Here is a 25,308-nt window from a genome sequence, read left to right as displayed (position 1 = left end):
CCTCCGGCCCCTCCGGTCCTGTCCGGTCAGTCGGCGGCGTCCGTCCGTCTCCTGCTCGCGATCGTCTCCGCGAGCGGACCGGGCTCCAGTACGGTGCCCGCGGGGCCGGCCGGGTTGACGTACAGCGCGTGGCCGTGGGGCAGGCGGTCCAGGAGGTCCGAAGCGGTGACGTGTTCGAAGGCGAAGCCGCCCACGGCGTCGAGGTGGGGCGCGGCGGTGAGGACCGGGACCACGAGCCTGCCGCCCTCCACGGCGGCGGTCACCGGTGTTCCGTCCGGCAGGGTCAGCACCGCCACCTCGGCAGTGGCCAGGGCGCGCAGTACGTCCTCGGCCGGTCCGTAACCGGTGACGGCGAGCTGGAGGGCCTCGTCGACGCCGTCGGTGGCCTCGGGCCAGCCGAGCGATTCCGGGGAGGGGCGGTGGGCCTCGTTGTCCTCCCACTCCTCGATCTCGCCGGTGGCCCCCGTGCGCCAACGGCCGATCACGGCCCAGTCGGGCGGCACTCCCTCGCCCGGCCAGCCGGGGTCGATCATGCTGATCCAGTGCTCCGGCGCGAGCCGTGCGGCCTCGACGACGTCCTCGGGAGGCGTGGGCATCGCTGCCGTGCTCCGCTCACTTCGCTCACTCGCCTCATTCACCCGCACGCGCTCTCCCGACACACATGGCTGCCATCCGCCGTTCCACTCGTCACTCGTCCGCCTGCTTCGCCCACCGGGCACTCGGACCACCTGTCCCGAGGGGCGGCAGTCCCAGAGCGTGCCGGAGCCGGGCGGCGAGGTGCGTCGCCGCCCGGAGGTCCGCCCTCCCCGCCGCCAGGAGGTCGGCGACCTGCCGCACCGCGTCGCGGAACTTCTCCCCGGCGTACCGGGAATCCGCCAGCACGGAGTGCGCCTCGCGCGGCAGTACCAGCCCGGCGGCCGTGTCCCACGCCCGGGCGGCGCTCATCTCCGGGTCCTCGGCGGACAACGCGGTCGCGAAGTCCGTGAACGCCGACCGCCAGATCCGCCGCGACACCGTGGCCGCGACGGCGTCGAGCGCGTCCGGCCACGGACCGGGCCGCAGCATCAGCAGCCGTACCTGGTCGAGCGGTGCCAGTCCACTGCCGCGCAGGCCTCCACCGAGTTGCGCCTCGACGTCCATTCCGGGGGTCACCGGGAGGCCCGCGGCCCTCAGGTCGCTCAGGCCCACGATGTCGGCATCGCCGAACGCCGGCGGATTCCCGGGCAGGTCCTCGGCCGTCACCTGCCCGGCAACCCACTGGCGCTGGGCGGTGTCGCGAGGCACGACGGGCACGTACCCCACGTCGGCGTCAGGGTCGGTGCCGGCCTCGGGGAGGACCTCGGGGGTGGTCTCCTCGAGTGGGGGCGCGGTCCCCTCCGCGGACACCGGCACCGGGTGTGCCGGTGCGTCACTGCCGCGGTGGTGCTCACTTCCCGCCTTCGTGGTCCCGTCCCGGTCCTGGCCGGTCCAGGCCTGCCCGGGGGTGGCGAGGGCCGGGGGCACGGGGGTGGATCCGCCGAGCGTGATGACGGTGGCGGAAGCGGATCCGGCGGACTGGCCGGCCAACTCGGGCGGACGTGTCTCCGACCAGCGCGCCGCGCTGTCCTGGGGCGAGGTCATCACGAGAAGGCTCTCGTTCACCGCCGGCCGCCGGTCGAGGAGCCGCAGGGGCCGCGTCGGCAGCCACACGCTCCGGGCGGCACCCGTCCGGGCGGCGACCGCCTCGGCCAGCTCGGGAGCCCCTGCACCCACCCCGACGGGAACGACCACGACGTCCCGGTCCAGCTGCGCCAGGACGGGATCGTGGGAAAGCAGTACGGCGATCTCCTCGTGGGGCACCGAACGGGTGCTGTTGTCCGACCAGGGCATGTCCACCTGTCCCGGGGTGGTGCCGCTCATGTCCAGCACGTACCCGCCGGGATGGGCGCTCCTTCCGGCGCCCTGCCTGTGCCAGGGCGCCAAGGCCCCCCGGCTGTTGCCCAGCCCGCCACCGGGTGAGATCACGTAGCGGTCCGCCCACAGGCGGCTCGGGACGGGGCTCCCCGTCCAACTGCGTCCGGCCTTCGCACCGTTCGCGGCGGTGATGAGAGTCCGGTCGTCCAGCGCGCCGTTGCGTTCGAGGTCGTACGCGGCGAGTGCCGTGGGATCGTAGGTGTCGCGGCCGAGGGCCGCCGCCGTGGCCGCCATCCGGAGCAGGTCCGCCCGCAGGGCCTCGTCCCGCGGGTCCTCTCCGGTGCCGCCCAGATGGAGCACCTTCGTCGTCAGGGTGTCGGGGTCGGGATGGTTCTCCACGCTCTCCACCGCCTTGACCGTGGCCCACAGCGCGTTCTGCCGGTGGACCTCGGTGACCTGCGCCGTCGTGTGCAGCCCCAGCACCAGACGGGCCCACTGGTCCGGATCGTGCCGTCCGATCAGTTCGCGGGCGCGGTCGACGGAGCGCAGGGAGACGAAGTCGGACAGCGCGGACCGGGGATCGGTGGACAGCCGTACCGACGCGGCCTCCAGCATCGTCCGTACGTCGGCGGGGTCCGGCGGCGTGGGCCGGGTGCCGGGGGCGGTCGTCAGGCCGTGGTGCGCGCGGGTGACCCGGTCGAGCAGATCGAGCGTCAGTTCCCCGTGTCCCCGCAGGTTCCCGTCCCCGCGGCGCATGACCTCCAGGGCGCCGACGCCGCGCAGCAGCCGACGGTACGTGCCGGCCGGGTCGTCCCTGTCGTGCTCCACATCGGCGCCGAACGTCGCCCGCAGGGCGCGGACCAGTCGCAGTGCCGTGTCCCGGGCCACGGCCGGAGTGAAGTCGGGGGACGTCCCCAGACCGGCCAGACCGGCCAGACCGGCCAGGGCGTCGAGTTCGTCCGGTGTCGGTTCGGGTCGCAGCTTCACCATGTCCACCGGGTCGTTCGCCGGCGTGGTGGGGATCCCGTGGTGGTGCAGCCTCCCGTTCGCGTGGCGGCTCCAGTGCTCCCTCTCGGGGGCGTAGACGTCGCGCCGCGTCACGTTGGAGACGCCCTGGGCCGCCGACGAGACGGAGAGCGGGTCGGGGACGAACGGGCGGCTCCGCTTCAGGGCTGCGGCGGTGTGTCCCTCCGGTCCGCTCCCCCAGCAGGACAGGAAGACGATGGGGCTGTTCCGGTCCAGTCGTGCCACGCTTCGGCGCCGCCGGAGGAAGCCACCGGTTTCGGAACCCCGGACCGGAACGTTGCTCTGGAACTCATTGACCATGAGGGTCTGGCCCGGCAGGCCGTGGGCCAGGAAGAAGTAGGGCTTTCGGCCCTTCCAGGGAACCGGCCGGGGGTCTCCGACCGGCTCACTGGTGAGCGGGTCGTAGACGGACCACTCCGTCGACCGGATCATGGTCTGCAGCAACGGCTCGAACTGGAGCAGGTCGGTGCCGTTGAGCACCGCACGGCCGACGGGCCGGCCCTCGTCGGTGAGGGTGAAGGACATGACCTTCCCGTCCTCGAGGGTCCTCCCCCCGGTCGTGTGCAGGACGCCCTCCCCGGGCTCCGGCCGTCCCTCGTCCGGGCCCAGGTCCTCGGGCCCGCTGCCGATCCACTCGCCCAGCGGCCCGCTTTCGAAGGCCCGGTCGTCGATGACCTCGATGCGGTGGCGGCCGGTGTCGGGGTGCGGTTTCAGACCGACCTCGCCGCTGTGCGACCACAGTGTCCTGCGCGCCCGGGCCGCGGCCCGGCGCGGCAGGTCCAGCCCCATGGCGCCGGCGTTCTGCGAGACGAGCACCACCTCGGCGGCGTCCTCGCGGCTCGCCAGTTCCTCGTCCAGCGCCAGCAGCTCGGCGAACTCCTCCGACGACAGCTTCCACCGCTTGCTGCCGTCCGGCAGGGACAGCCCGACCTTCGTGTGGTCACCGTCCTTCGTCCCGATCACGTACGGGAGGGGAGCACCGGGCCGGCGTGCCCACGGCGAGGGCTGGGAGTCCCGGCTCCCTCCGTCCACCACGTCGTACGAGGAGACGTCCACGTCCCGGGCGGGCCGGCCCGTCCAGTTCCGGCCCAGCGGGGCGCCGTCCGGTGCGGTCAGGCGGGTGGCGTCGGACAGCATGCCCTGTTTGCCCAGGTGATACGCGGTCAGCGACGCCCGACCGGTCGCCCGGCCGGCCGCCGTCGCCTCGTCCACCAGCTCGTACAGCCTGCGCACGCGGTTCGACAGGTCGTCGGCGTCGAAACGCACCGCTGCCGGAGCGGCGGAGTCCGCGGACCCGTCGTCCGACTCGGCCTCGTCCGGATCGACGGAGCTGTCGGAGTCGCTGTCCGTGTCGGGGTCGCTGTCCGTGTCGGGGTCGTCCCCGGGGTTGTCGTCCAGGTGCAGGATGTCCCCGGCGAGCCTGTCCGGGTCGGCGAAGTAGTCCTCGGGGTCGAAAATCTCCGGACTCAGCTCTCCGAGCCGGGCGGCTGCCGCAGACAGGGGGGACCGGTCGACCGTGACGACCGCCTGGCGTCGTGCCGCCCGCCCGGTGGCGCCGTCGATCGGGCCGACGGCGCCGATGTCCCGGCCGCCGCTCTCCGTGGTGATCGGGAAGTCCTCGGCCCGGACCGTGCCGCCCCGTACTTCCGCGACGTTGCGCACGGCCCGCTCGTTGAGTTCCAGCTGACGCCGGATCTCCTCGAGGAGGAGGTCCCGCACGGCGTCCGCCCGCTGCCGGCCGACCGTCCCGGCGTGCTCGACGGCACCGCCGGACAGCGCGAAGCGGGGGCCGTTGCTGTAACCGGTGACCGTGGTCCTGGGGATCCGGAGACCGGCCCCGAGGTCCCGCAGGCCGGACACCACGATCTCCTCGGCCAGTTCGGCGAGTTGCCGGCGCTGGACCGGATCGGTGATGTCCCGGTGGCGATGCTCGAAGGCGACCCGGGACCGGGCCGGGGGAAGCTCCGGGGCGGGCTCGGCGGGTCCGGCGTCAGCGGGGCCGACGGCGTCGTCCGGGTCGGACTGCGCGCCGTCGGAGACGGTCCCGCCCCCGTCGGTGCCCCACAACGCTCCCCGACCGGTCGGCCGCGACACCGTGTCCGTCGGGGCCGGGGTGTCGGGGGAGGCCGGCGGCGCGGCGGGGGCGGTGGGTCCTGCGGCGTCGGAGGGCAGCAGTCGGCCGGCGTGTGCCGCACGCAGCAGGTGGGCCAGGGAACCGGCGGTCAACGACCGGTTCCAGCCCTGCCGGGCGGTGTACCGGCCGACGATGTGCTGGATCCCGCCCCAGGTGAGCAGGCCCGGGTCGGCGTTGCCGGCCGCCTGGAACCGCAGCCTTTCGAGGGCGCCGAAGCCCTCGATCAGCTCGTGGAACTCCGCCTCGCGGGCCGGGTCGGAGTCGATGCGCACACCGTGGGTCCGGCGCAGGGCCCGCACCCAGTGGAGGGCGCGGTCGGTGCGGTCCGGCAGCCGGTCGGGCAGTCCGCCCAGATCGGCGAGCGCGTCGAGGGCGGTGGTCCCGGGCTCGGGAAGGAACTCCTCGATGTGGCCCACGGGGTCGTCGGGGTCGTCGTACACGATCAGGCGCGGTGGCAGGCTGCCCTCGGCCTCGCTCGGCGAGATCTGCCGGTCCACGGTGAAGACGGTGCGGCGGGTCTCGTTGGCGACGTACTGGGCGGAGGAGGGATGGGCGAGCAGGTCCTGGTCGGCGCGCGTCATGGACAGCTCGCAGATCAGCAACCACACCGGCGTCTCGGGAGACAGCTCCCGCATGCTCCTGCGCCGCGCCAGCATCCGGCCCAGCTGCCGGGGGTGGACCGCCTGGTTGGCGCGGGTGCTGCGGCGGGGCACGGTGGTGCGTCCGCTGTCGCCGTGGCCGACGACGACGTAGGAGTCGGCCAGGCCCTGCGGCAGGGGCAGCGCGCCGCTCTGCCGCCCGGCATACACACCGGGCAGCCCTTCCACGGCGTTGGTGTAGTGCTGGATGGCGGACACCACCCGCAGGGCCTCCTCCCGCATCGCCATGTCGTGCGCGTTGAGGAACACCCGCCCGGTCAGCCTCTGCCCGTCGACCGTGACCAGCGGGTACGAGTGGACGTCGGCGTCGGGGAAGACGGTGCCGTTCGCGGCCCTGACGGTGGCCGCCGGGTCGTCCGGGACCAGTCCCGGGTCGGCGGGGATCCAGGTACCCGCCGGGTCGCTCCCGGAGGCCGGCGCGGCCAGGACCGGCACCCGGCGGCCGTCCGGAGCCCTCTCGAGTCGCAGGTCGCCGTAGGTGAACCAGACGCGGGTGCCGGTGCGGTCGGCGATCACCCGTGCGAGGGCCTCGTTGCGGCCGTCCTCCTCGCCGGTCAGGAGCACCACGGGCACGTCCGGCTGCCGCTCGGGGTCGTGCAGCACCAGTTCGGCGAACTCCTCGTCCGACACCGGTCGTCCGTCCGCCAGCACCGCTCCCCCGGCGTTCCTCTCGGCCACCAACGCGTGGGCGGCGGGCCCCCAGGGCGCGGGGTGGACGCCCCGGGGATCGGCGACCACGTCCAGGTGCAGGTGGACACCGGGACGTCCGGTCCAGTTCCGGCCGTGCGGCGCGCCGTCGTCCCCGCTGAGCACGGACTGCTCCGGGTGGCCCTGCCGGGTCAGCCCGTAAGCGGCGACGGCGTCCAGGCTGCCGCTCCGGCCCCGGCGATGGGCACTGCTCACGAGGGTGAGGGCGTCGTAGTGCCGGGCCGCGTCCACCGGTTCGTCCGGCGCCAGGTGCAACAGCATCCGGGTGATGCCGTCGAGGTCCAGGCCGGCGCCGAAGCGGGGGTGCCCGGCGCGCACCGCCTCGATCACGCGCAGCGAGTTGAACAGCCCGTCGCGCAGCTCCGGCGGGAGCGGCTGGGAGCCGAAGGTGGCGTCGACGAGTGCCCACAGTTCCCGGAGACGCTGCTGGACCGTGCTGTCGGTGGGCGGCGGTGCGGCGGCGGACCGTGTCTCCGGCACCGGAGTGGGCAGCGGCAACGGCAACGGGGCGGGAGTGTGCGGCTGCGGCGCGTGCGCGCCGGTGGTGCCGTCCCACAGGGCGCGGACGGCCACGTAGGAGTCACTGCCGTCCCCCGGGTCGCCCTCGGCGACGTCCCACAGCGCACGGGCACGGGCCAGTGCCTCGTTCTCCACGTCGGTGGCCTCGACGGGGTTGACGTCCGCGGGGCGCGACCCGCGGGGACGGGCCGGTTCGACGCTGCGCGGGTGGCGGGGCGCCGTCCGGGGGCCCTCGCCGTACAACCGGCGCAACAGGGGGTACAGGGCGGGCTGGCGGGTGCGCACCCACTCCGGGCCGGCGTTGTTGCGGGGCAGCCCGGTGTAGGGGTCGCTGCCGCCGTTGGCCATGAGGTAGACGTTGGTGAGCTGGGCGAAGAACTCGAGCTCGTCACGGCTGCTGTAGTTGGGGGCGCTGCGGCGGCCGTCGGCGTCGTAGCCGTGGAGGGGGCCGTCGGGCCAGTTGCCCGCCTCGCCGGCCCGTGTGGTGGTGCGGAAGGTGTTGGTGATGCGCTGCCGGTCCACGGCGTCCAGACCGTGCAGGTGAAGGGTGTGGGCGAATTCGTGCAGGGTGGTCGAGTAGCCGTCGGGATAGGCGGACATGCCGGTGCTGACGGTGGTGCGCTCGCCGAGCAGGTTCTCCTCGGTGACGGCCGCGGTGCGCGTGCCGGCACCGCGGACGTCGTCCCAGGGGCGGCCGTCGCCGGTGACGGCGCCCCGCAGGAAACGGAAGGCGTCCAGGGAGGTCATGGCCTCGCTCCTGGGCACCACCACGACCCGCGAACCGCCCTTGAGCAGCCGCGCCGCGACGTCGGGGTCCCGCAGCAGTCGGGCGACCTGGGCACGGGCCCGGTCACCGGCGGAGACGGGCTGTTCGACCCCGTCGGGCACCTGCGTCATGAGGCGCGCCGCGACCGAGGCGAACTCGGCCGGGGCGAGCCCGGCACGCAAGGCATCGACGAGCACGGGATCACCGGCCAACCGCTCACGGTCCGCGGGCGGCAGCGACGCCGGCGTCGCGTCGCGGTCGGCGGTGGACAGGCCGGGCAGCCGCGCGGCGAGCGCCCGGACCGGGTCCGCGGCCACCTCCGGACGGACCCGCAGCCCGTCGGCCAGCGCGGTCAGCTCGGCGCGCAGCGCGGGCAGGTCGGCGTCGGGGACGCCGAGGGCGCGCCACGTCTGTTCGTGGCGGGCGAGGGCATCGGGGTCCAGGGCGGCGGAGTCGAGCAGTTCGCTGAGCCGTACGACGAGGGAGGGGGCGGCACCGACGGGCCGCGCGAGGCGGTAGGCGTCCTCGCGCGCGAGCACCGGCGTGACCGTACGAGGGCCGTCGGCGGGGGTGCGGTGAAACGCCCACAGCAGGTCGAGGAGGTCGCGTCCGCGCAGTTCGGGGTCGGTCCCGGTGGCCAGGGCGAGGGCGGCGTCGGCCAGGGAGTCCGCGGGCGCCGGCACGGTGAAACCGTCGACCGTGACCGTGCCGGAGGCCGGCCGGTCCACCGCCGTGACCGTGATGTCGACGCCGTTCACCGACAGGTCGAGAACACGGCCGCCGCCCGTGACGGGCCAAACCCGCACCGACGCTCCGGGCATCTCCCGCTCCAGCGCCCCGCGGATCCCGGCGACGGCGGGCAGGGCGGCCGCGGACAGCTGGAACTCCACGGCACCCAGCGGCCGGGACCGGCCGAACTGCACCCGGCCGCGGGCGGCTCCGGCCAGCACCACCGGGTGGCCGAGGCCGTGCAGCACGGCACCGACCCGGCGCGCGACGTCCAGCTCGCCGGTGCCGTCACCGGACGGCGTGCCCGCCCCAGCCCCCTCCAGGGGGCCCGGGACACCGCGGCCGGCCGGGGTGGCGGTGGGGGCCGACGGCGGGGGCGGGGCGGTCGTGGCGGTCTTGACCTGGTCGGTCCGGACGACGACACCCAGCCGGTCGCTGAACAGGGCCGCCACGTTGGCCAGCCAGGCGGCGGCTTCCTCGGCGACCAGGCCCGGCCTGACCTGGTCGCTCATGTAGCGGCCCGACTTGTCGTTCACCACCCAGGAACGCAGCTTCTCGCTCCAGCGGAACTCGCCGGACACCCGGCTGCGCCCCGGCATCGTCCGTCCGGCCCCGGCCCCGGTCTCGTCCTCGGCGACGAACCCGGCGGCGATGCCGGTGTGGCCCAGCCCGTCCAGCGCCTCGCGCAGCGCCTGGGCCGTCAGACCGGGGTCCCGCTCCCGCATGCCCGCCAGCAGCGCGTCGAACTGCTCCTGGGTGACGATCCCGCTCGGACTCTCCGTGCCCAGGATCACCCGCCCGTCATCGGTGACCGTGTACAGCCACACCGCGTCCCGGTTCCCGGTGATCACCAGGTTCGGATCCACCTCGTCCAGCGGCACCCACAGGGGGTTCAGCCGTACGTCGCCGTCCTGGTCGCGTTCCTCGTCCTTGACCCGCTTCGGCAGGACCGGGGCGCCGAACCGGTCGCGGGGTACGGCGTCGCTGCCCTCGTAGTGGTTGGTGCCGTTGTAGTAGACCTCCGTCTGCCGCAGGGCGTCGTCGGGTCCCACGTCGCTGACCCGCCGGACACCGGACGGGAACGACCGCACCACGTCGACCCGCAGGTCGAACGCGTGCGCCAGGAGGGGCAGGAAGATCTCTCCCTCCGGTGTCCCCCAGCGCTGCTCCCAGTTGACGACGGCGTCCAGGAGCAGGGGCAGTTCCCGGTCGTCCAGCGGCGCGGCGCTCTGCGAATAGACCGTGGGGAGCAGGCGGCGCAGTGCGTCGTCGTCGAGGTCGTCGGGCGCCGGCAGCAGACCGTGCTGCTCGAGATGCTCGAACATCCGGCGCGGGCTCAGGTTCTCGGCGTCCGCCTCCTGGACGGCCCGGGCGTCCTGCGGGGAGACGCCCGGGGCGGCGGGTTGCGACGCCATGCGGGCGTCGACGTACCGCCTCAGCAGTTCGGCGGGATCGAGGGCCTCCGCTACGGGGACGTGCCGGACGCCGTGGTGGGCGAGCCGGGCGAGCATCTCTGCCCGGTTCATTCCCCGGACGCGTGCCGCGAACGCGTCGGCGACCGTCTGCCGGAACTGTCCGACGATCTGCGGATGCAGCCGCCCCTCGCTGCGGATCACGTGGTCCTCCACGAGGGACCGCATGGCCTGGAGCACGGCCTGTGACGGGCCGGCCGGGTCCATGCCGGTCGTGGAGTGGATCGCGGCCTGGCGACGCAGTTCATCATGTACCGCGTCGGTCTGCCCGAGCCAGTCGTACGCGGCGCGGTCGGTGGAGGCGAGGCCGTGCAGACGGCTCCGGATGTGCACGGGGTCGCCGGCCATGAAGGAGTAGAGGAGGCACTCGCCCGTGGCGGGCACCCGTACGCGGCGGCCCCTCGCACCGAGGCTGTCGGTCGTCGTCGGCCCGGAGCCCTTCTTGCCGTCCTCCTGATCCTGAACGTCCGACGGCGGGACCTTCGATCCCTCGCCTTCCGTCTTCGTGCCTTCCGTCTTCGGGGTTTCGGGCGGAACGGGCCGAGTGACGGTGTCCGCGGGGGGCGCGGGCGGCGCCACGATGTCCACGGGGGGCGCGGGCGGCGCGGGCTGCGCGGGCTGCGCGGGCTGCGCGGGCTGCGCGGGCTGCGCCACGGTGTCCACGGGGGGCGCGGGCTGCGCGGGCGGCGCCACGGTGTCCACGGGCGGCACAGGCTGCCGGGTGTCCGGGGACGGCGTGTCCGCCGGCGGTGTCCGTGCGGTCGGCAGTGCCAGTTGGTAGTGGCGGTCGTCGAGGCTCAGCACCACGTGTGCGCCCGGGTGTCCGGATGTCTCGACGAGTCCCCGGAGGTTCCCCTCTCCCGTCGGGTCTTCGGGAGCGAAGTCCTGGAAGCCGCCGTCGCTCCGGACCACCGTGACGCGCACGCCGAAGGTCCGTGCGGCGAGCAGCGGGAGCAGGTCCGCCGCGGCGTGGTTCCAGCCGGTCTCGGACGCGGCGTCGCCCGGTCGCAGGAGCTGGGCGACCGCCAGTTCGGCACGTGTCCCGGGACTCAGGTCGACGGCGTGCGGGACGAGACCGCCGAGGGCGTCGAACTCACGGCGGGCAGGGGTGTCCGCCGCGAGGTCCAGGCCCGCCGCGGCGATCTCGTCCGCGCTGAAGGAGTCGGTGGCGTCCGGGGCCACGGCGGCCAGCAGGTCCTCGTCGGCGTGGTCGGTGAGCCAGGTGGCCATCCTCCGGCGCAGTTCGGCCGTCGCCCGCGGATCGGCGGGGTCGATGCCCTGCGCGGACAGCAGTCCCGGGGCGGCGCGTTCGAGGCCGTGGGCGAGCGCGCGGAAGAAGGCCTCGCCGTCCCCCGGCACGTCGTGGAGCGTGTACGTCTCCTGCGCGGGAGACGTGAGGACGGTGTCCGCTCCCGTACCGGTCCTGGTGTAACGGGGCGGGGCCGGGGGCGACGCCTTGGACGCCTTGGGCGGGGCCTGGTGGGTCACCGCGGGCGGCTCGGCGAGACCGTCCAGCTCCTTGCGGCCCTCCTCGGTGGCCGCGAGGCGGTGCCAGCGGGTGAGCTGGTCCGCCCCGGCCCGTACCCGGTGGTACTCCGCCGCGGCCTTCTCCGCCGCGTCCCTGAGCGCGTCCAGCTCGTCGCGCCGGGCGTCGAAGGCGTCGCTTGCCGTGTCCCGGCGCGCGGTGGCGTCGTGGAGGCTCCGGCCGGGCGCTGCCGCGGACAGCAGAGCCGTGTCCAGCCGCTCGTCGGCCGCGGCCTTCGCGGTACGCGCGGCTTCGAGCCGCAGACCGGCCGCCTCCCGCAGTCTCCCGGCGGCGGCTGTCGCGTCGGCCAGGCGGTCCAGGGCGGCGTCCTGTTCGTCCCGCAGGAGGTCCGCCCAGCCGTCGTGCTCGGGTGCGGCGCCGTACTCGTTCTCGGCGAGGGCGTCGACTTCGGCCTGCGCGGCGGCCACGGTCGCGTCCGCGGTGCCGTGGTCCCGGCGCGCGTCGTCCCCGGCCTGCCGCAGGGCGGTGTCCGCCGTATCGACGTCGGCCCGGGCGAGGTCGACCGGGCGCGCTGCCGCGCGGGCGATCCCGGCGGCTCTGTCGAGGGCGGTCTGCGCGGCGTCGAGGTCCGCGCGCAGGCCGGCTGAGGCGCGCCGCTTCTTCCAGTAGGCCTTGTCGGCGTCGACCCACGCCTTGCTCGCACTGCCGACCGCGTCCCATGCCTTTTTGACCTGTTCGGGGAAGTTCGCGTCGGTGACGAGCTTCAGCTCACGGGCGATGTCCTCCCGGACCCAGGTGACGACGTACGTCTCGGACTCCATCGCCTGCGGACCCGACCGGGCCTTGCTGCCGAAGGTCCCGCCCCGGATCCTGTTCGCGAGCCTGGAGTCCACGACGCTCCGGTGCACGTCGCCGACGCCGAGCCAAGTGGCCGGGACGGCGAACAGGAAGGACCGGTCCGTCTTGGGCTTGAGGTTGCGCGAGGTCAGGTGGTCGTCTCCGACCGGCATCCCGTCGCCGTCGAGGTCGTTGGGGCCGGGGCCGAAGAGTCCGATCTGGTTGAGACCCGCGTTGTTGGGCGAGTCGTACAGGAAGCCGCCGCCGAGGGCCCCGGTCTGGCTGTGTTCGCCGGCCGAGGACGTGCCGGCGTTCTCCCCGTACCGCCTGAGCACCTCCAGCTTCTTGCCGTCGGCGACCGTCAGCAGCAGCGCGCGGCTGAAGTCGGGTGTCGAGCGCAGGGTCAGCCGGCCGGTGTCGGTGCCCACGAGGGACTTCTCGGTCAGCCCCGCCACCTGGTAGCCGTCCGGCTCGGTGGTGCGCGGGTAGAACGCGGTGAGCGCCGTGGAGCTGGTGCCGTCCTCCAGCGCCTGCGCGGAGCCGGTGCCCAGCCGGGTCAGGCCGGTCTCCCTGGTTTTGCGCAGGAGTCCGGTGAGGGCGTCGGCGCCGGGGCCCTCCTCGGCCTCGAGGGCGCGGAGGGAGAAGCCGACGTCGTACGCCTTCGTGAGGAGGAGGTCGCCCGCGATGCGGATGTTCTCGATGCCGATGATCCCGCGGGGGTGCATGCCGTTCTCGGGGAAGGTGAACGACCGCATGACGCCTTCCCCGTCCCGGACCAGTACGTCCTCTCCCGCCTTGGGAAGGGAGGCCGGCCGGGGCGCCTCGGCCAGGGCGGGGTCGGCCGTCGGGTCGGGTGCGGGCAGCAGCCGGGGGGCTGTGGAGGTGCCGGACGGGGTGGCCCCGGTCCCGTCCGTCCCGGGTGTCTTCGTCGGGGGCGTCACCGGCTCCATCAGGCTGAGCGGCACGTGTTCGCGCAGCTCGCCGACGGCGTCCTCCTCAATGATCTGCAGGTGGCCCCGGAAACGGTCGAGGGCCGTGGTCTTTCTCTCCGGCCGTCCCACCTCGGCCGGGGCGCCGGTGTTGGGGGTGTCGTCGGCCTCCAGGGTGATCCGCATGCGGTACGGGGTGACGATCTCCGCATGCGGTTCGGTGGACGCCGCCCGGTAGATCGTGACGGTGGTGACCGCGTGACTCGACGCGACCGCCTTCCGATGGGAGCCGCCCTCGGTGTACGTCGGTCCGGCTGCCACGACCTGTGCGTTGCCGGTGTACACCGGCTGGCTGGTCAGAAGGCCCACGTCCGCCCCGGAAGAGGCCTCCGAGTTCTCCTGGGCGGTCTCGATGGCCCGCCGGTTCTCCTCCAGCTCCGCGCTGTGGTCGAGCCCGTCGAACACGGGTGTCCCGGGGATCAGCTCGACCCGTGCCCGCACCCGCCGGCTGCCGATCCGCACACTGCCCCAGCCCCAGCCTCCGGCGGTGACCAGCGTCGACGGGCCGGTGGTCGTCATCTCACCCTTCAGGGCCCGCGTGGCACGGGCCGTCACCAGCTGCCGGACCCTCTCCCGGTCCTCGTCGTCGAGCCCCAGCTCCCGGATCCGCTTGTCGAACGCGAGCAGCACGTCGGTGGGATCCAGCGCGTTCACCGCGTACGTGCCGAAGGCGGCGCCGCGCAGCCAGGGCTGCGGTGCCCAGAGCTGCCGCGTGTAGCGGGGGACCTCGCCCATGCCGTCGTCGAGCAGCCCCATCCGGTGCGCGCTCTTCTCCGGCAGGTGCCCCAGCAGGCCGCCCGGGCTCGTCAGCTCCGTCCCCGCCGCTCCGGCCAGTGAGCGGGGTACGAGGGCACTGGCCGCCGCGGCCGTCCCGATCCGGCCCGCCCCCAGCCGGCTGGAGACCAGCGCGAACCAGTGGTGTACGTCACCGGCCACCAGCACCTGGTGGGTGAAGCCCTTGCGGTTCATGTCCGCGACGACCGTCCGGACGACGCTGACACTGTGCGCGCGGGACGTCGAGACGGGGTTGGCGACGATTCCGTACGCGCCCATGAGGCCGTGCCCCGGATTCTGGGCGACGGAGTAGACCAGCTGGCCGCCGAAGACGAAGCTCGTGCTGTTGCTGGTCTTGCCGGCCGCCTGCCGGGTGCCGCCGAGCGTCATCTCGGTGTCCATGGACATCGACGGCGTGAGGGCGTGCAGGTCCCCGACCGTCGTCGCGTACCGATAGGTCCCCCACAGCTCACCGTACGGCCCCTTGCCCAGCAGGCCGCTGCCCACCAGGCCCAGCGGCCCCGAACTCTGGTCGAAGCTCGCCGCGAGGTACTGGGGGGTGAAGGTGCGGACGATCGCCTCCCGGGTGGGGGCGCCCTCCTTCACCAGTTGCCAGGCGCTGCCCGACGCCTCCTTCAGGACCCGGTTCACCTCCGCGACCAGCGTGGGTGACAGCACCATGTTCACGATCACGAACGGGTGCTGCTGGAACTCCCTGAACCGCTCCGCCCCGCGGCCGGCGAGCCGTCCGGCGGGCTGCCCTTCGCCGGTGCCGGCGGGCAGCACGAGGTCGCCCCTCGCCAGGGCGTGAGCCCGCTCGGTGGCCATGGGGGCGGGGGCGGGCTCGTCGGACAGATAGGGGTTGAGCGCCCCGTCCGCGTACGGGTCCGCGTCGGGGGTGTGCTGGACGGGGACACCGATGAGCACCTGACCGGTCATCGGACCGCCGCCCCTCAGGTGGCCCAGCGCCGTCCGGCCGAAGAGCACGTTGACCGGCTCGTCCAGGACCAGCAGTCCCGGCAGCCCGAGGCCGAGGCCGCGGATCAGGCCGCGGGGCCGCCAGTAGCCGCCCAGGGTCGCGGTGAGGGACATGTCGTAGCGGTACAGGTGGGTGGGCTGGTTGCTCACCGACATCGGCTCGTTGGTGACCGTCGAGCCGAAGGCGGTCTCCGCCTCCCACTGCCATCCCCTGCGCGCGCCCAGGGTCAGCCCGAGCGTGTTCCGGGGGAGCCCCGCGTCGTCGGCGTTGTTGTCGCGTCCCGAGAAGGTGCCTTCGAAGCCCAGGTCCACGCCTCGTTTCGCGCTTGCCTGGCCGTCGAGCCGGTCGATGCCCTGTGCGCTGAAGCGCATTCCCTCGTTGACGTCCTTGCCCTCGTACCGTCGCCCGGTCAGCGTCCCGTGCACCCGGAGGGTGTAGTAGGTCTGTCCGACGGAGTCGGGGTCCGTGAGTCTGACCGGCAGGCCGACCGTGGTCAGCGCCTCCAGGTTCGCGGTGATGTTCTGCTGGGACAGCACACCGAGGACCTGCAGGGTGTTCTGGAGCGCGATCCGGTACGTGACGGGATCGGTCCACTGAGGCGGCACGGGCAGGCGCCGGGCCTCGTCGAGCACCTGGTCCGGCCTGTGCGTGAGCAGGTCGTCCAAGCGGGCGCGCCAGCCCTTCGGCAGGTTCGGCGGCAGCAGCTGGTCGAGGGGCACCACCAGCCCTTGGCGCAGATGCGCGATGGCGTCCACCACGCCGTCGGCGAACGCGTCCAGCAGGGTGCGGCCGACGCCGTCCGCCGTGTCCGGTGCGACACGGGTGCGCAGGCCGTCGTCGAAGGTGAACTCCTTCACCCGGTGCATGCCCAGGGTGCGCGGGCGGTCCACGGTCAGATAGGCCGGGACGAACGGCGGGGCGCCGCCGTGGCGCAGGGCGAGTGAGGTCCCGTCGTCCCATCCGGCCAGCCGCCGTGCCTCGGAGCTGGTCATCCGGTCCAGGCTCCAGGTGAGGAAGCGCGTCGGCGGTCCGTTGTCGCCGGCCCGCCGCACGCGCACGGACTTCACGACCAGGTAGAGGGCGGTTTTGGGGCCTTTCACCTGTCCGGCCGACTTGAGGGTGCCTGCCCCGCCGAGTCCGGCCGACCAGGTCCTCGCGTACGAGTACTGGGCACTCGGCCCGAACTGGAGCCGCAAGTCGAAGGGGGCCGTACCGGGGTTGAAGAAGTTGAAGGCGGGCCCGGCGACGGCTTGCAGCAGCAGGCTTCTGCCCGTGGCCCGGCTCCGCTCGCTGCGGACCGTCGAGGTGTTGATGTCCCGCATCTCGGCCTGGTCGGTCTCCCCGACGAGCACCGCCGACCGGGGGACCAGTTCCTCCACCACGAAGACGCCCAGCGGTGACTTCTTCTTGTCGTCGGCGAACAGCGGCGGGGTGGTGATGCGGCCGCGCGCCATCGTGCCGCCGTGCCGTTGGAAGCTGTCGCCCGAGAAGAAGACGTCCAACTCGGTGTAGGCCGAGCTGCCGGGCAGGGCTCCGATCTGTCCGGCAGCCCAGTCGCGGATCGCCGCGACGGGGCCGAACCCCTCGATCCGCACGAAGCGGTACTGGGAGTTGCGGTCCAGGTCGATCGACCGGGGGATCCGGCCCGGTTTCGGCATCTTCGTCACGCTGTCGGGCAGGCGGACCGCGAGCCCCTTGCGGATGCCGAAGGCGAACCGGGCCGGGTCGGCCGGGTCGGTGTCGGTGCCCGTGACGACCCGTCCGGTGGCGTCGGTGACGCGGAGCTCGTAGTACACGTCGTCCAGGAACGACCGTGACGTGTCCAGCGTCCGGGTCTCCATCTGGTTCATGCGCTGGTCGGCCAGCGTGTAGCCGACCTTGTTGATGAAGCCGAACCGCAGGGCGAGACGGCCGAAGCCGCCGAACTCCTCGGCGCCCGCCGGGCCGATCGGACCGCCGAGGCCGTACTGGGAGTTGGCCTGCATGTTCTTGGTGAACCCGAACGTCGCGGCGCCCCGGTGCATGCTGTCGATCTTCGAGGCGCCACCGATGCCGTCGTCGAACGGGGCCCAGTTGCCGTAGTGACGCGCCCCGACGTACAGGACCCGGACCTTTCCGTCCGCGTTGAGGTAGGGGAACGGACGCCCGTCTCCGTCCGCCAGCGTTTTCGGCTTGTCCCGGAGCGTCTGACGGATGTCGGTCAGCAGCTGCGCGCCGCCCTTGCCGGGCCGGGCGTCCGGCCTGCGCCGCAGCTCGCCGTCGATCGCGTCCAGTGCCTGTTCGAAGCCCCGCAGGGCGACCGTGCTCTGGCCGAACGTACTCGGGTTGGCGAGGAGTTGTCCGAGCTCGGCGGCGGTCAGCCCCGGTGGCAGCAGCGCCTGGAGGTCGTCGACGTACTCGGGCATCCGCCTGCCGTCCTCGAACCGGACCGGGGCGCGGCGCTTGGGCGGGGGGGCCGGGGCACGGTCGAGGCTCGGGGTGTCCGCAGGGGTCGGGGCCGGCTCGGTGGGCTTCGGGACGAGGGCCACCGTCAGGTCCGGCTCCGTGGACGAGGGCGGCTCGCCCTGAGCCTTGGTCTCGTCCTCGGCCGCGAACGTGATGTCGTCCGCTCCGGTGCCGCCGGGGCGGACGGCCGCCCAGTCGGCTGCCGCGGGACGCCCCGGCGCGCTGGGCAGGAGGGAGGGGATGTACGGCCGTGACGGCCCGGCCGGGGCCAGGCTCACACTGCCCTGCGAGGCCCATACGGCACGACCGGTGCCGGCGCTGACGACGGCCCGGGGGTCGGTGTCCGGGGTGCCGCTGCCGGCCGGCCCGGCGGGTGTCGCCGGACCCGCCTGTGCCGCAGGGGCGGCCTTCGGTACGGCCAGGACGACGTCCGTGTCCTGCGGGCGGGTGTTGAGCACCGGGTCGCGTGCCAGCAGCTCGGCGACCTCGTCGTAGGGCACCCTGCCGCGGAAGCCGCCGGGCAGGTTCATGAGGAGGTGGTCCCGGCCGCCTCCGGCCCACACCAGGTAGGCCGGCGACCTGTCGGGGGTGCTCCACGGCGGGCGTTCCTGGCCCACGGCCTGGTAACCGCCGCCCTGCTTGGGGGCGGCGACGACGACGCGGTCGGTGGCCGTGGTCGTAGCCGTGGTCGCGTCGGGCGCGGACGGGGACCAGCGTCGTCCGGTCGGCACGCCGTTGAGGTCGAGCAGTTGCGTCCGGGGCGCGAGGGCACCCAGCGTCTCCAGGTGGAACGCGCCCAGTTCGGTCGGGTTGTCCATGTCGACGCCGACGGCCGCCGCCTGCGCGACCAGGCCGAGCAGCTCGGGCCGCCGGGCCGGGTCCGGCCGGTCCAGATGCAGGACCCTGCCGGTCAGGGCGTCCGGGTCGGGGGTCCGGCTCTCCCACTCCAGGGCCTTCACGCTCGCCCAGAACAGCCGGGCCCGCTCGGGCTGTCCGACGGCCGCCGGGCCGTCGCCGAGACGCAGGACGCGGGCGGCCTCGGTGTCCAGCTCCGGGTCGGACAGTCCGCCCAGCCGCCGCGCCGCGGCCGTCACGTGGGGCAGGGAGACGAAGCCGGTGAGCGTGATGTCCGGTCGGCGGCTCACGGCGTCGGCTGCCCGGGTGAGCAGGTCCCGGTAGGCGTCGGGGGCAGGGGCACCCGCCACGTCGCCCTGCTGGTCCGCGTGGGCCGCGCGTTCGAACAGGTCCATGGAGAACGGGCCGAGGTCGCGCAGCGCCGGGTCGGCTGCGCGCATGCTCTCCAGCGCGCCGATGCCGGCGAGGAGTTCCCCGTACCGGCTGTCGTCCTCGATCGCCGCGCCGAAGGTCAGGCGCAGCGCGCGGACCAGCCGCAGCGTCCGTTCACGGGTCGCGTCGGACACCGGCTGTGAGGGGTCCGTGTGCAGGCCCGCCGCGCGGGCACGGTCGTCGAGGACGGCTCCGGCGGGTTCGGGGCGGTGCTCCACCCACGCGCCGCGCCGGCCCCGCGAGTCCGTGTAGAGGCGGTGCACGAACGTCCGGTCCGGCAGCATTGCGAAGCTGACCGTGTGGGTGCCGCCGTAGGTGGTGCGCCCGGTCTCGTTGGCGACGTGCTGGCTCTCGCTGACGACCGCCAGCGGGTCGGGGACGAAGGTGTCGTCGATGCCCCTGCGGGTTCGGACCACACCGGGCGGCTTCGCGCTGGAGCACGCCTCCATCAGGACGGCGTGGTCCTTGGGGAGCTGCGCCAGGCTCGGACGCCGCTTGAGCATCCCGCCGGTCTCCCGCTGCCGGGTGTGGTGGCGCGGGTCCGTCATGGTCGGTACCCGGGTCGCGCCGGGCCGGCCGTGTGCGCCGAAGACGTACACCGGCTTGCCGGCGAACGGTACGGGCGCGTCGTCCTTGGCGGACTCCCCGGTGACCGGGTTGTAGTGCCACAGCTCCGTCGACTCCGTCGCGAGCCGCAGCGCCTCGATCCGGCGCGGAGCCTCGGAGTCCTCGAACACGCCTCTGCCGATGGTGGTGCCCCGGTCGGTGACGACGCTGTGGGACCGCACCTCGCGCTCCCAGGCCGGCGCGTTCCCGTACTCCGCCGGGTCGAGCACCTGGCCGGGGGTACTGCGGATCCAGTGGGCGCGCGGCAGCCCTTCCCCGAACTGCAGGGAGACGACGTGCGGCAGGGCCGGGTCCTGCTGGGGCGACACCTTCACCGTGCCGTTGGCCGACCAGACCTCCCTGCCGGTACGGTCCGCCGCCCTGCGGGGCAGATCCAGACCCCGCGCACCGGCGTCGGGGACGAGCAGCACCACGGGGACGTCCGGGGGGAGCCCGCTCAACGCGGGGTCGAGGGCGAGCAGTTCGGCGAACACGTCGATGGGTACCTGGCGCGGGGCGCCGTCGAAGCCGCGTACGACGACCCGTCGGTGGTCGCCCTCCGTCATCACGACGTACGGTTCCGGCTCACCGGGGCGGTGCCATGGCGCGGTGCCCACGTCGCCGCGCGCCAGGCTGCCGTCGGCCTGGCGGACCACCTTGCCGACATGGGCGAGATCCAGGTCGGGGATCGCGCCGTTCGTCCAGTTGCGGCCCCGGACGACCCCGCCCGGGGCGGTCATCGTACGGGTGGGTGACAGCACCCCCCGGAGCTGGAGGTGGAACGCCGCCAGGGCGGCCAGGCCGCCCGCCGACTCCACCGCCGGGTCCATCGCCACCCGGAACAGCTCGCTGCGCTGCGCGTCGGTCACCGCAGCGGCGGTGTCCAGGATCAGCACCCGGCGGGCCAGGGCGTCCAGGTCGAGCGGTCCGTCGCGCAGCGCGGGGTCGGCCTGCCGGAGCCGGTCGAGGTGCGTGAGGGTGTCGCGGAGGGCGGGGTAGATCCGGTTGCTCTCGACGCCGGGGCCGAACACCCCCGTCAGCAGCCGGTGGTCGAGGTCGTCGGTGGCCGGGGACGGCTCGGGCGAGTCGGTCGTGGACGCGTCGCCGTCCTCCCAGTCCATGATCATGTCGATCGAGTCCGGGGAGTCGGGCGAGCCCGGCGGGGAGGAGGGCCCGGCCGGGATCTCGGCCGGTGCCCGGGAGCTGAGCGGCGTCTCGTCGGCGACGACGGGTGGTACGGGGGGCACCTCGCGGGCGACGGCCGGGGCCGGTTCCACCAGGGAGGCGGCGGCCGGCAGTTCCCCGGACCCGGTCCGTACGGGCCGGTAGGGCGGCGGGACGTCGGACGCGGCCCCGGTCTCCGGCGCCGTGGGGGGCGGGCCGGACCGCTCGGCCTCCTCGGGCGAGGGGGCACGGGTGCCGTCCGGGGTGACGGTGGCCGCCGGGTCGTCGGTGGTGGTGGTGACGCCGTCGGTGTCCGTGGAGGTGGTGCCGTGCTCACCGGACGGGGTGGTCTGGGGCCGTTGCTGCGGGGTGGCGTTCGGCGGGGCGGGGGCCGGGGAGGCGGTGGTCGAGGGGGTGGGTGTCGCGGCGGCCGGCGAACCGCCGGGAACCGGGGCGACCGGGGGTGCGAGGGGACCCGTCAGCGGGTCCGGCTGCGGGGTGGCCCGGTCCTGCTGGTCGGACGTGACCCGGGTGTCGGGGGTCCGGGACGTCTCCGGGTTCCTGGAGACGTCCGCGGAGTTCTCGGTGTCGTCGGCGAGCGGTGTGCTCGTGTCGTCGTCCGCCGTCCGTTGGCGTTCCGGAGTGGACCGGGTTTCGGGAGTCCCTGGCGTGTCGGGGGTCCTGGAGACGTCCCGGGTGCCGCCGGTACCGCCGGTGCTGTCGGTGTCGCCTGTGGTGCGGGGGTTAGGGGTGTCAGCCGTGTCCGTGTCGTCGGCGAGCGGTGTCGTCGTGTCGTCGTCCGCCGGCTGCCGGCGCTCGGTGCCGTCCGATACGGAGGTGTTGCCGCCCGTCTGGGTCGACGGCAGCCCCGGGGCGGAGGAGCCGACGGTGGACGGGATGTTCCCCGGCCCGTTGTTCGTGCCGGTGGCCCCGTCTGCCCCCGGGCCGGTGGCCACCGGGGGGCTGAGGGTGGAGAAGACGGTGTCGGTGTCCAGGTTCACCGGCGTCGGCGGGAGGTCCCGGCCGAGGGCGGAGTCCGGGACCGTGGTGTCCAGGTCGTCCGCGGCGAAGTCGTCGTAGGCGTTCGTGTACGCGTCCGAGGGGGTGTTGGTGTACGACGGTTTGCCCGCACCCAGTGCTCCCGGTCCGGCCTGCGTGCCGTTCCCACCGGTCGCCGCGGGCTGTACGTGGGGGTTCCCGTCGAGGGCGCTGTCGGCGTCGTGGTCCGGGCCGTGGTCCGTGAGGGAGGAGACCGTCGAGAGGCCACTGGCGTCGCTGAAGACCGACGCGCGGTCACTGATGTCGCCGACGGAGGAGGAGTCGTCGTCGTGGGTGCCGGAGCGGGGCGGCGGAGTGTACGGGGTGTTCCAGGTGCCGGTGGTGGAGACCGTCTCGGGGCGGGGCAGAGGGGCGGGGTTCGGGCCGGGGCCGGACACCGGGGGCCCGTAGGGGGTTTCCGTGAGGTCCTGCACCCCGTTCCCGTAGGTGTCCTGGTACGCGTTGCCGTTGCCGTATGTGTCCCTGTACGTGCTCTGGTACGTGTCCGTGTACGCGTCCTTGTAGGTGTCCCCGTACCGGTCTCGGTCCCGGTAGCCGTTCCTGTCCCCGCCCCCGCCCCCGCCGTTCGTCAGGTGGTTGATGTCGTCGGGGCCGAAGTCGGGCTTGTGGAAGAACTTGTCGTACATCCACTTGCCGCCGTACTCGGCGCCGGTGGAGGCGGCTTCGAAGAGAAGCCCGCTGAGGCCCGCGCTCACGAACGTCGCGGGGTTGAGGGTGAACGTGCCCAGGAATATGAGGCCGGTGAAGGCCTCCGCGAAGGTTTCCGCCTGGCCTTCGTTGACGAAGCTGAGCGGGAGGTCGAACACTTCCTTCCACGTGTGGTTGTTCTTGAAGATGTTGCGCACGATCGGCGCGCTGAACTGGGAGAACAGGCCCCCGAAGAGTCCCGCGAACGCGCCGGCGACCGCCGACTGCCCGATCTCCGTCCAGTCGAACCCCTTGCGCCGGCGGTCCGGGTCGTCCGGCGCGGTCATGGAGATCAGCTGCGCGGCGAACGTGACGAACGCCTCCTGGATCGCCTCGAGCAGGACCGACAGCGGCGTGGGGACGGCGCGTCCCAGCCGCTGGAGGAGCAGCAGGACGGTGAGCGCGGTGCGCGCCTTCGCGATGGCGATCTCGGTGAGCGAGGTCCCACCGGTGAAGACGGACAGCGCGGCGATCAGGGCCAGCTCGATGTTCATCAGGATGAACTCGAGGAGGATCTGGTACTTGGCCTCGGAGAGCTTCATCGAGCGGTCCACCTGCCGCGAGCCGATGTCCCGGAGCTCGTCGGAGAACTTCTGCAGGTGGTTCTGGCCGTTGTCGTCGACGAACAGCTTCATCGCGGCGACGAACTCGTCGGCGATCCGCGGCGGCAGCGAGTTCCCGGCGGTGGAGATCGCTCCCTTCATCGCGTCGGACAGGTCACGGACGTCGTCCGCCAGCCGCCGGTAGGGATTGCGGCTGGCGAAGCCCAGGTCCTCGTTGCCGGTCGCGACGTTCGCGCCCACCCAGACCTCGATGAACTCCCGCAGACCGGGCGGGAACATGATCGCCATTCAGCGCCTGGTTTCGCTCTCCGAGCCCTGCGCCCCGATGTCGTCCAGCGCCTGGGTCTGGGGCCGCTGCACGTGCTCGGCCTCCGCGGCGACCGCGTCGACCAGGGCCAGGAACCCGCTGGTGATGGCCGTGACCGTGGCTGCCACCTGCTCCTGTTCCTGCCGGACCTGTTCACCGACCACGTTGGCGAACTCGTCGTCGCCGCCCTCCTCGCCCCACCAGCCCGAGTACGCGGCGTAGCCGGTCTCGAAGCGGGGCAGCATCTCGTCGCCGTAGCGGACGGCGTCGGCCAGGTGCTGGGAACCTGCCAGGATCGCCTGGATGTCGGCGGAGTAGTTACCGGCCATGACTACCTCCCCTCCTGCCGTCGGTCGTCCGTGCCGCGGGTCCCGGGCGGGGCCGCGGGTTCCTCCTCGTCCTCGACGATCTCGTCGCGGAGCCGGCTCATCGCGGTCGGCCGGCCCTTCGTCACGGAGGTCTCGCTGAGCAGCGAGCCGAAGACCGACTCCCAGTCGACGCCCATCCGCTCGGGTGCGGCGCCCCGCGAGGTCATCCGGGTGAGTGGGTCGAGCGTCTCGACGACCCGGCGGGCCATCTCGGCCCGCGCCGCGTTGGCGGCCTCCAGCACCGCCGCGGACAGCTGCGGGGCGGCCATGGTGCGGTACTTGCCGTCGAGGAACTCCAGGCTGGTCAGTTCGCCCTTCGCCCCGACACAGACCCGGACCGACCGGTCCGCCGAACGCGCGGTGACCGACGCGGCGTCCAGTTCCGCGCGCGCCGAAGCCGCGGCTTCCTCCGCCGCCTTGAGGTGGGCCATCGCCTGGGCCACACGGTTTTCCATCGACTGACTCAACTCGGTCTCCTCCCCGTCAGCGCCCCAGTGCCTGGGGCGCTCCCCCTTCGTCGGTGCCCCAGACGTCCTCGTCCTCGGCGAGCCAGGTGGTGCGTTCCCTGTCGCCGCTCTCCGTCTGCGGCCTGCCTTCGCCCGCCCCGCCCATGCCTCCCATGGGCGGCATGAAGGGCATGCTGCTGCTGGTCTGCGTGCCCTTGGACACGACGCGGTGTTCCTCGTCGTCGACGGTCGGCGTGCCGGCCGCCACCCTGCCGGACCGGGCGACGCCCGGCTCGATGACGTTCCTGACGCGCTCGCCGGAGTTTCCACCGGCCTCGCCGCCACCGGCACCCCGCGTCATCGGGGGGTACATCCCGGGTGATCCCGCTCCCGTGCCGGTGCCGTCCGCGGAGGCGGCCGCCGGACCGCCGCCGCTCTGCGGGCGTCCCAGCGCCGAGGAGAGGTCGTCCTGGTTGTAGAGGTTGTCGCTGAAGACGGAGGAGTACGCCGATCCGGCCGGGCCCGCCTGTGGGCCACCGGAGTTGTAGGCGGAAAGGTCGGGAGGCTCGGGAAGGTCCGCGAGGCGTTGGCGGATCAGCTCGTCGATGTTCTTGTCGTCGGCGTTGATCCGGTCGTACTCGGCCTGGATGTCGCCCATGCGCTCGTCGTACTCGGCCCTGGCGTCCTTCCGCGCCTGCTCCGCCTCGGTGCGCGCCTGGTCCCGTTCCTCCTGGGCGGCGGCCTTCTCCCGCTGGTACTCGCTCCTGGCATCGGCCTCGGCGGCGTCGGCCCGCTCGACGGCTTCCCGTTCGGCGGCGTCGATCTCCGCGATCCGGTCGTCGTACTCCTGCCGGGCGCGGGCCTCGTCGGCGCCGGCGGCCATCTCGCGCTCGTACTCCTGGCGCGCCTGCGCCCGCTCCTGCTCGGCCTCTTCCCGCGCCTGGTCCCGCTGCTCCCCGGCGGCGGCCTTCTCCCGCTCGTACTCCTGCCTGGCCGCCTCCTCCTGTCGGTCGGCCTCCCGTACGGCGGCCTCGCGCTCGGCGCGGGCCTCGGCCTTCTGCTCCTCGTAGTCGGCCTGTGCCTCGGCCTTGGCCTGTTCGGCCTCCAGCCTGGCCTGCTGCTTCTCGACCACGGCCTCGCGTCGGGCCTGCTCCTGCTGGGCCTCGGCGTCGGCCCTGGCGTCGGTCTGCTCCCGCCGGGCGGCTTCCCTGTCCTGCTCGTACTCGGATCTGGCCGCTTCCTGTTCGGCCCGGGCCGCTGCCTTCTCCCTCGCGGCCTCGGCCTTGGCGGCCTCCTGTTCCTTCTCGGCCTCCGTCCTGGCCGCTTCCTGTTCGGCCTTGGCCGCCGCCTTCTCCTGCTCCGCCTGGGCCTTGGCGGCTTCCTGCTCCTTGTCCGCCTCGGCCTT

General features: G+C 73.7%; 4 protein-coding genes and 1 pseudogene. All 5 read right to left on the bottom strand.

Going from position 1 to position 25,308, the window contains the following annotated elements; genetic code table 11:
• Positions 1-26: 26 nt before the first annotated feature.
• Entirely contained in the window at positions 27-596 is a 570-nt protein-coding gene (locus tag TU30_RS10820) for a type VII secretion system-associated protein (RefSeq protein WP_042167840.1), read from the bottom strand.
• Positions 597-687: 91 nt separating this feature from the next.
• The gene (locus TU30_RS10815) at positions 688-23,070 is read right to left on the bottom strand and encodes a lonely Cys domain-containing protein (RefSeq protein WP_042167837.1); all 22,383 of its coding nucleotides are present in this window, start codon (positions 23,068-23,070) and stop codon (positions 688-690) included.
• The gene (locus TU30_RS10810) at positions 23,071-23,418 is read right to left on the bottom strand and encodes a hypothetical protein (protein ID WP_042167834.1); all 348 of its coding nucleotides are present in this window, start codon (positions 23,416-23,418) and stop codon (positions 23,071-23,073) included.
• A gap of 2 nt (positions 23,419-23,420) precedes the next feature.
• Positions 23,421-23,912 (bottom strand): YbaB/EbfC family nucleoid-associated protein, encoded by a 492-nt coding sequence (locus TU30_RS10805; protein ID WP_052479775.1) that lies wholly within the window; start codon positions 23,910-23,912, stop codon positions 23,421-23,423.
• 28 nt (positions 23,913-23,940) lie between these two features.
• A pseudogene (locus TU30_RS32845) lies at positions 23,941-25,308 on the bottom strand (hypothetical protein); the annotation flags it as partial.

Source organism: Streptomyces sp. NBRC 110035 (genome assembly GCF_000829695.1).
Lineage (GTDB): Bacteria > Actinomycetota > Actinomycetes > Streptomycetales > Streptomycetaceae > Streptomyces.
Note: the sequence above shows the minus strand (reverse complement) of the source record. Positions and strands in the feature narration are given on the sequence as shown.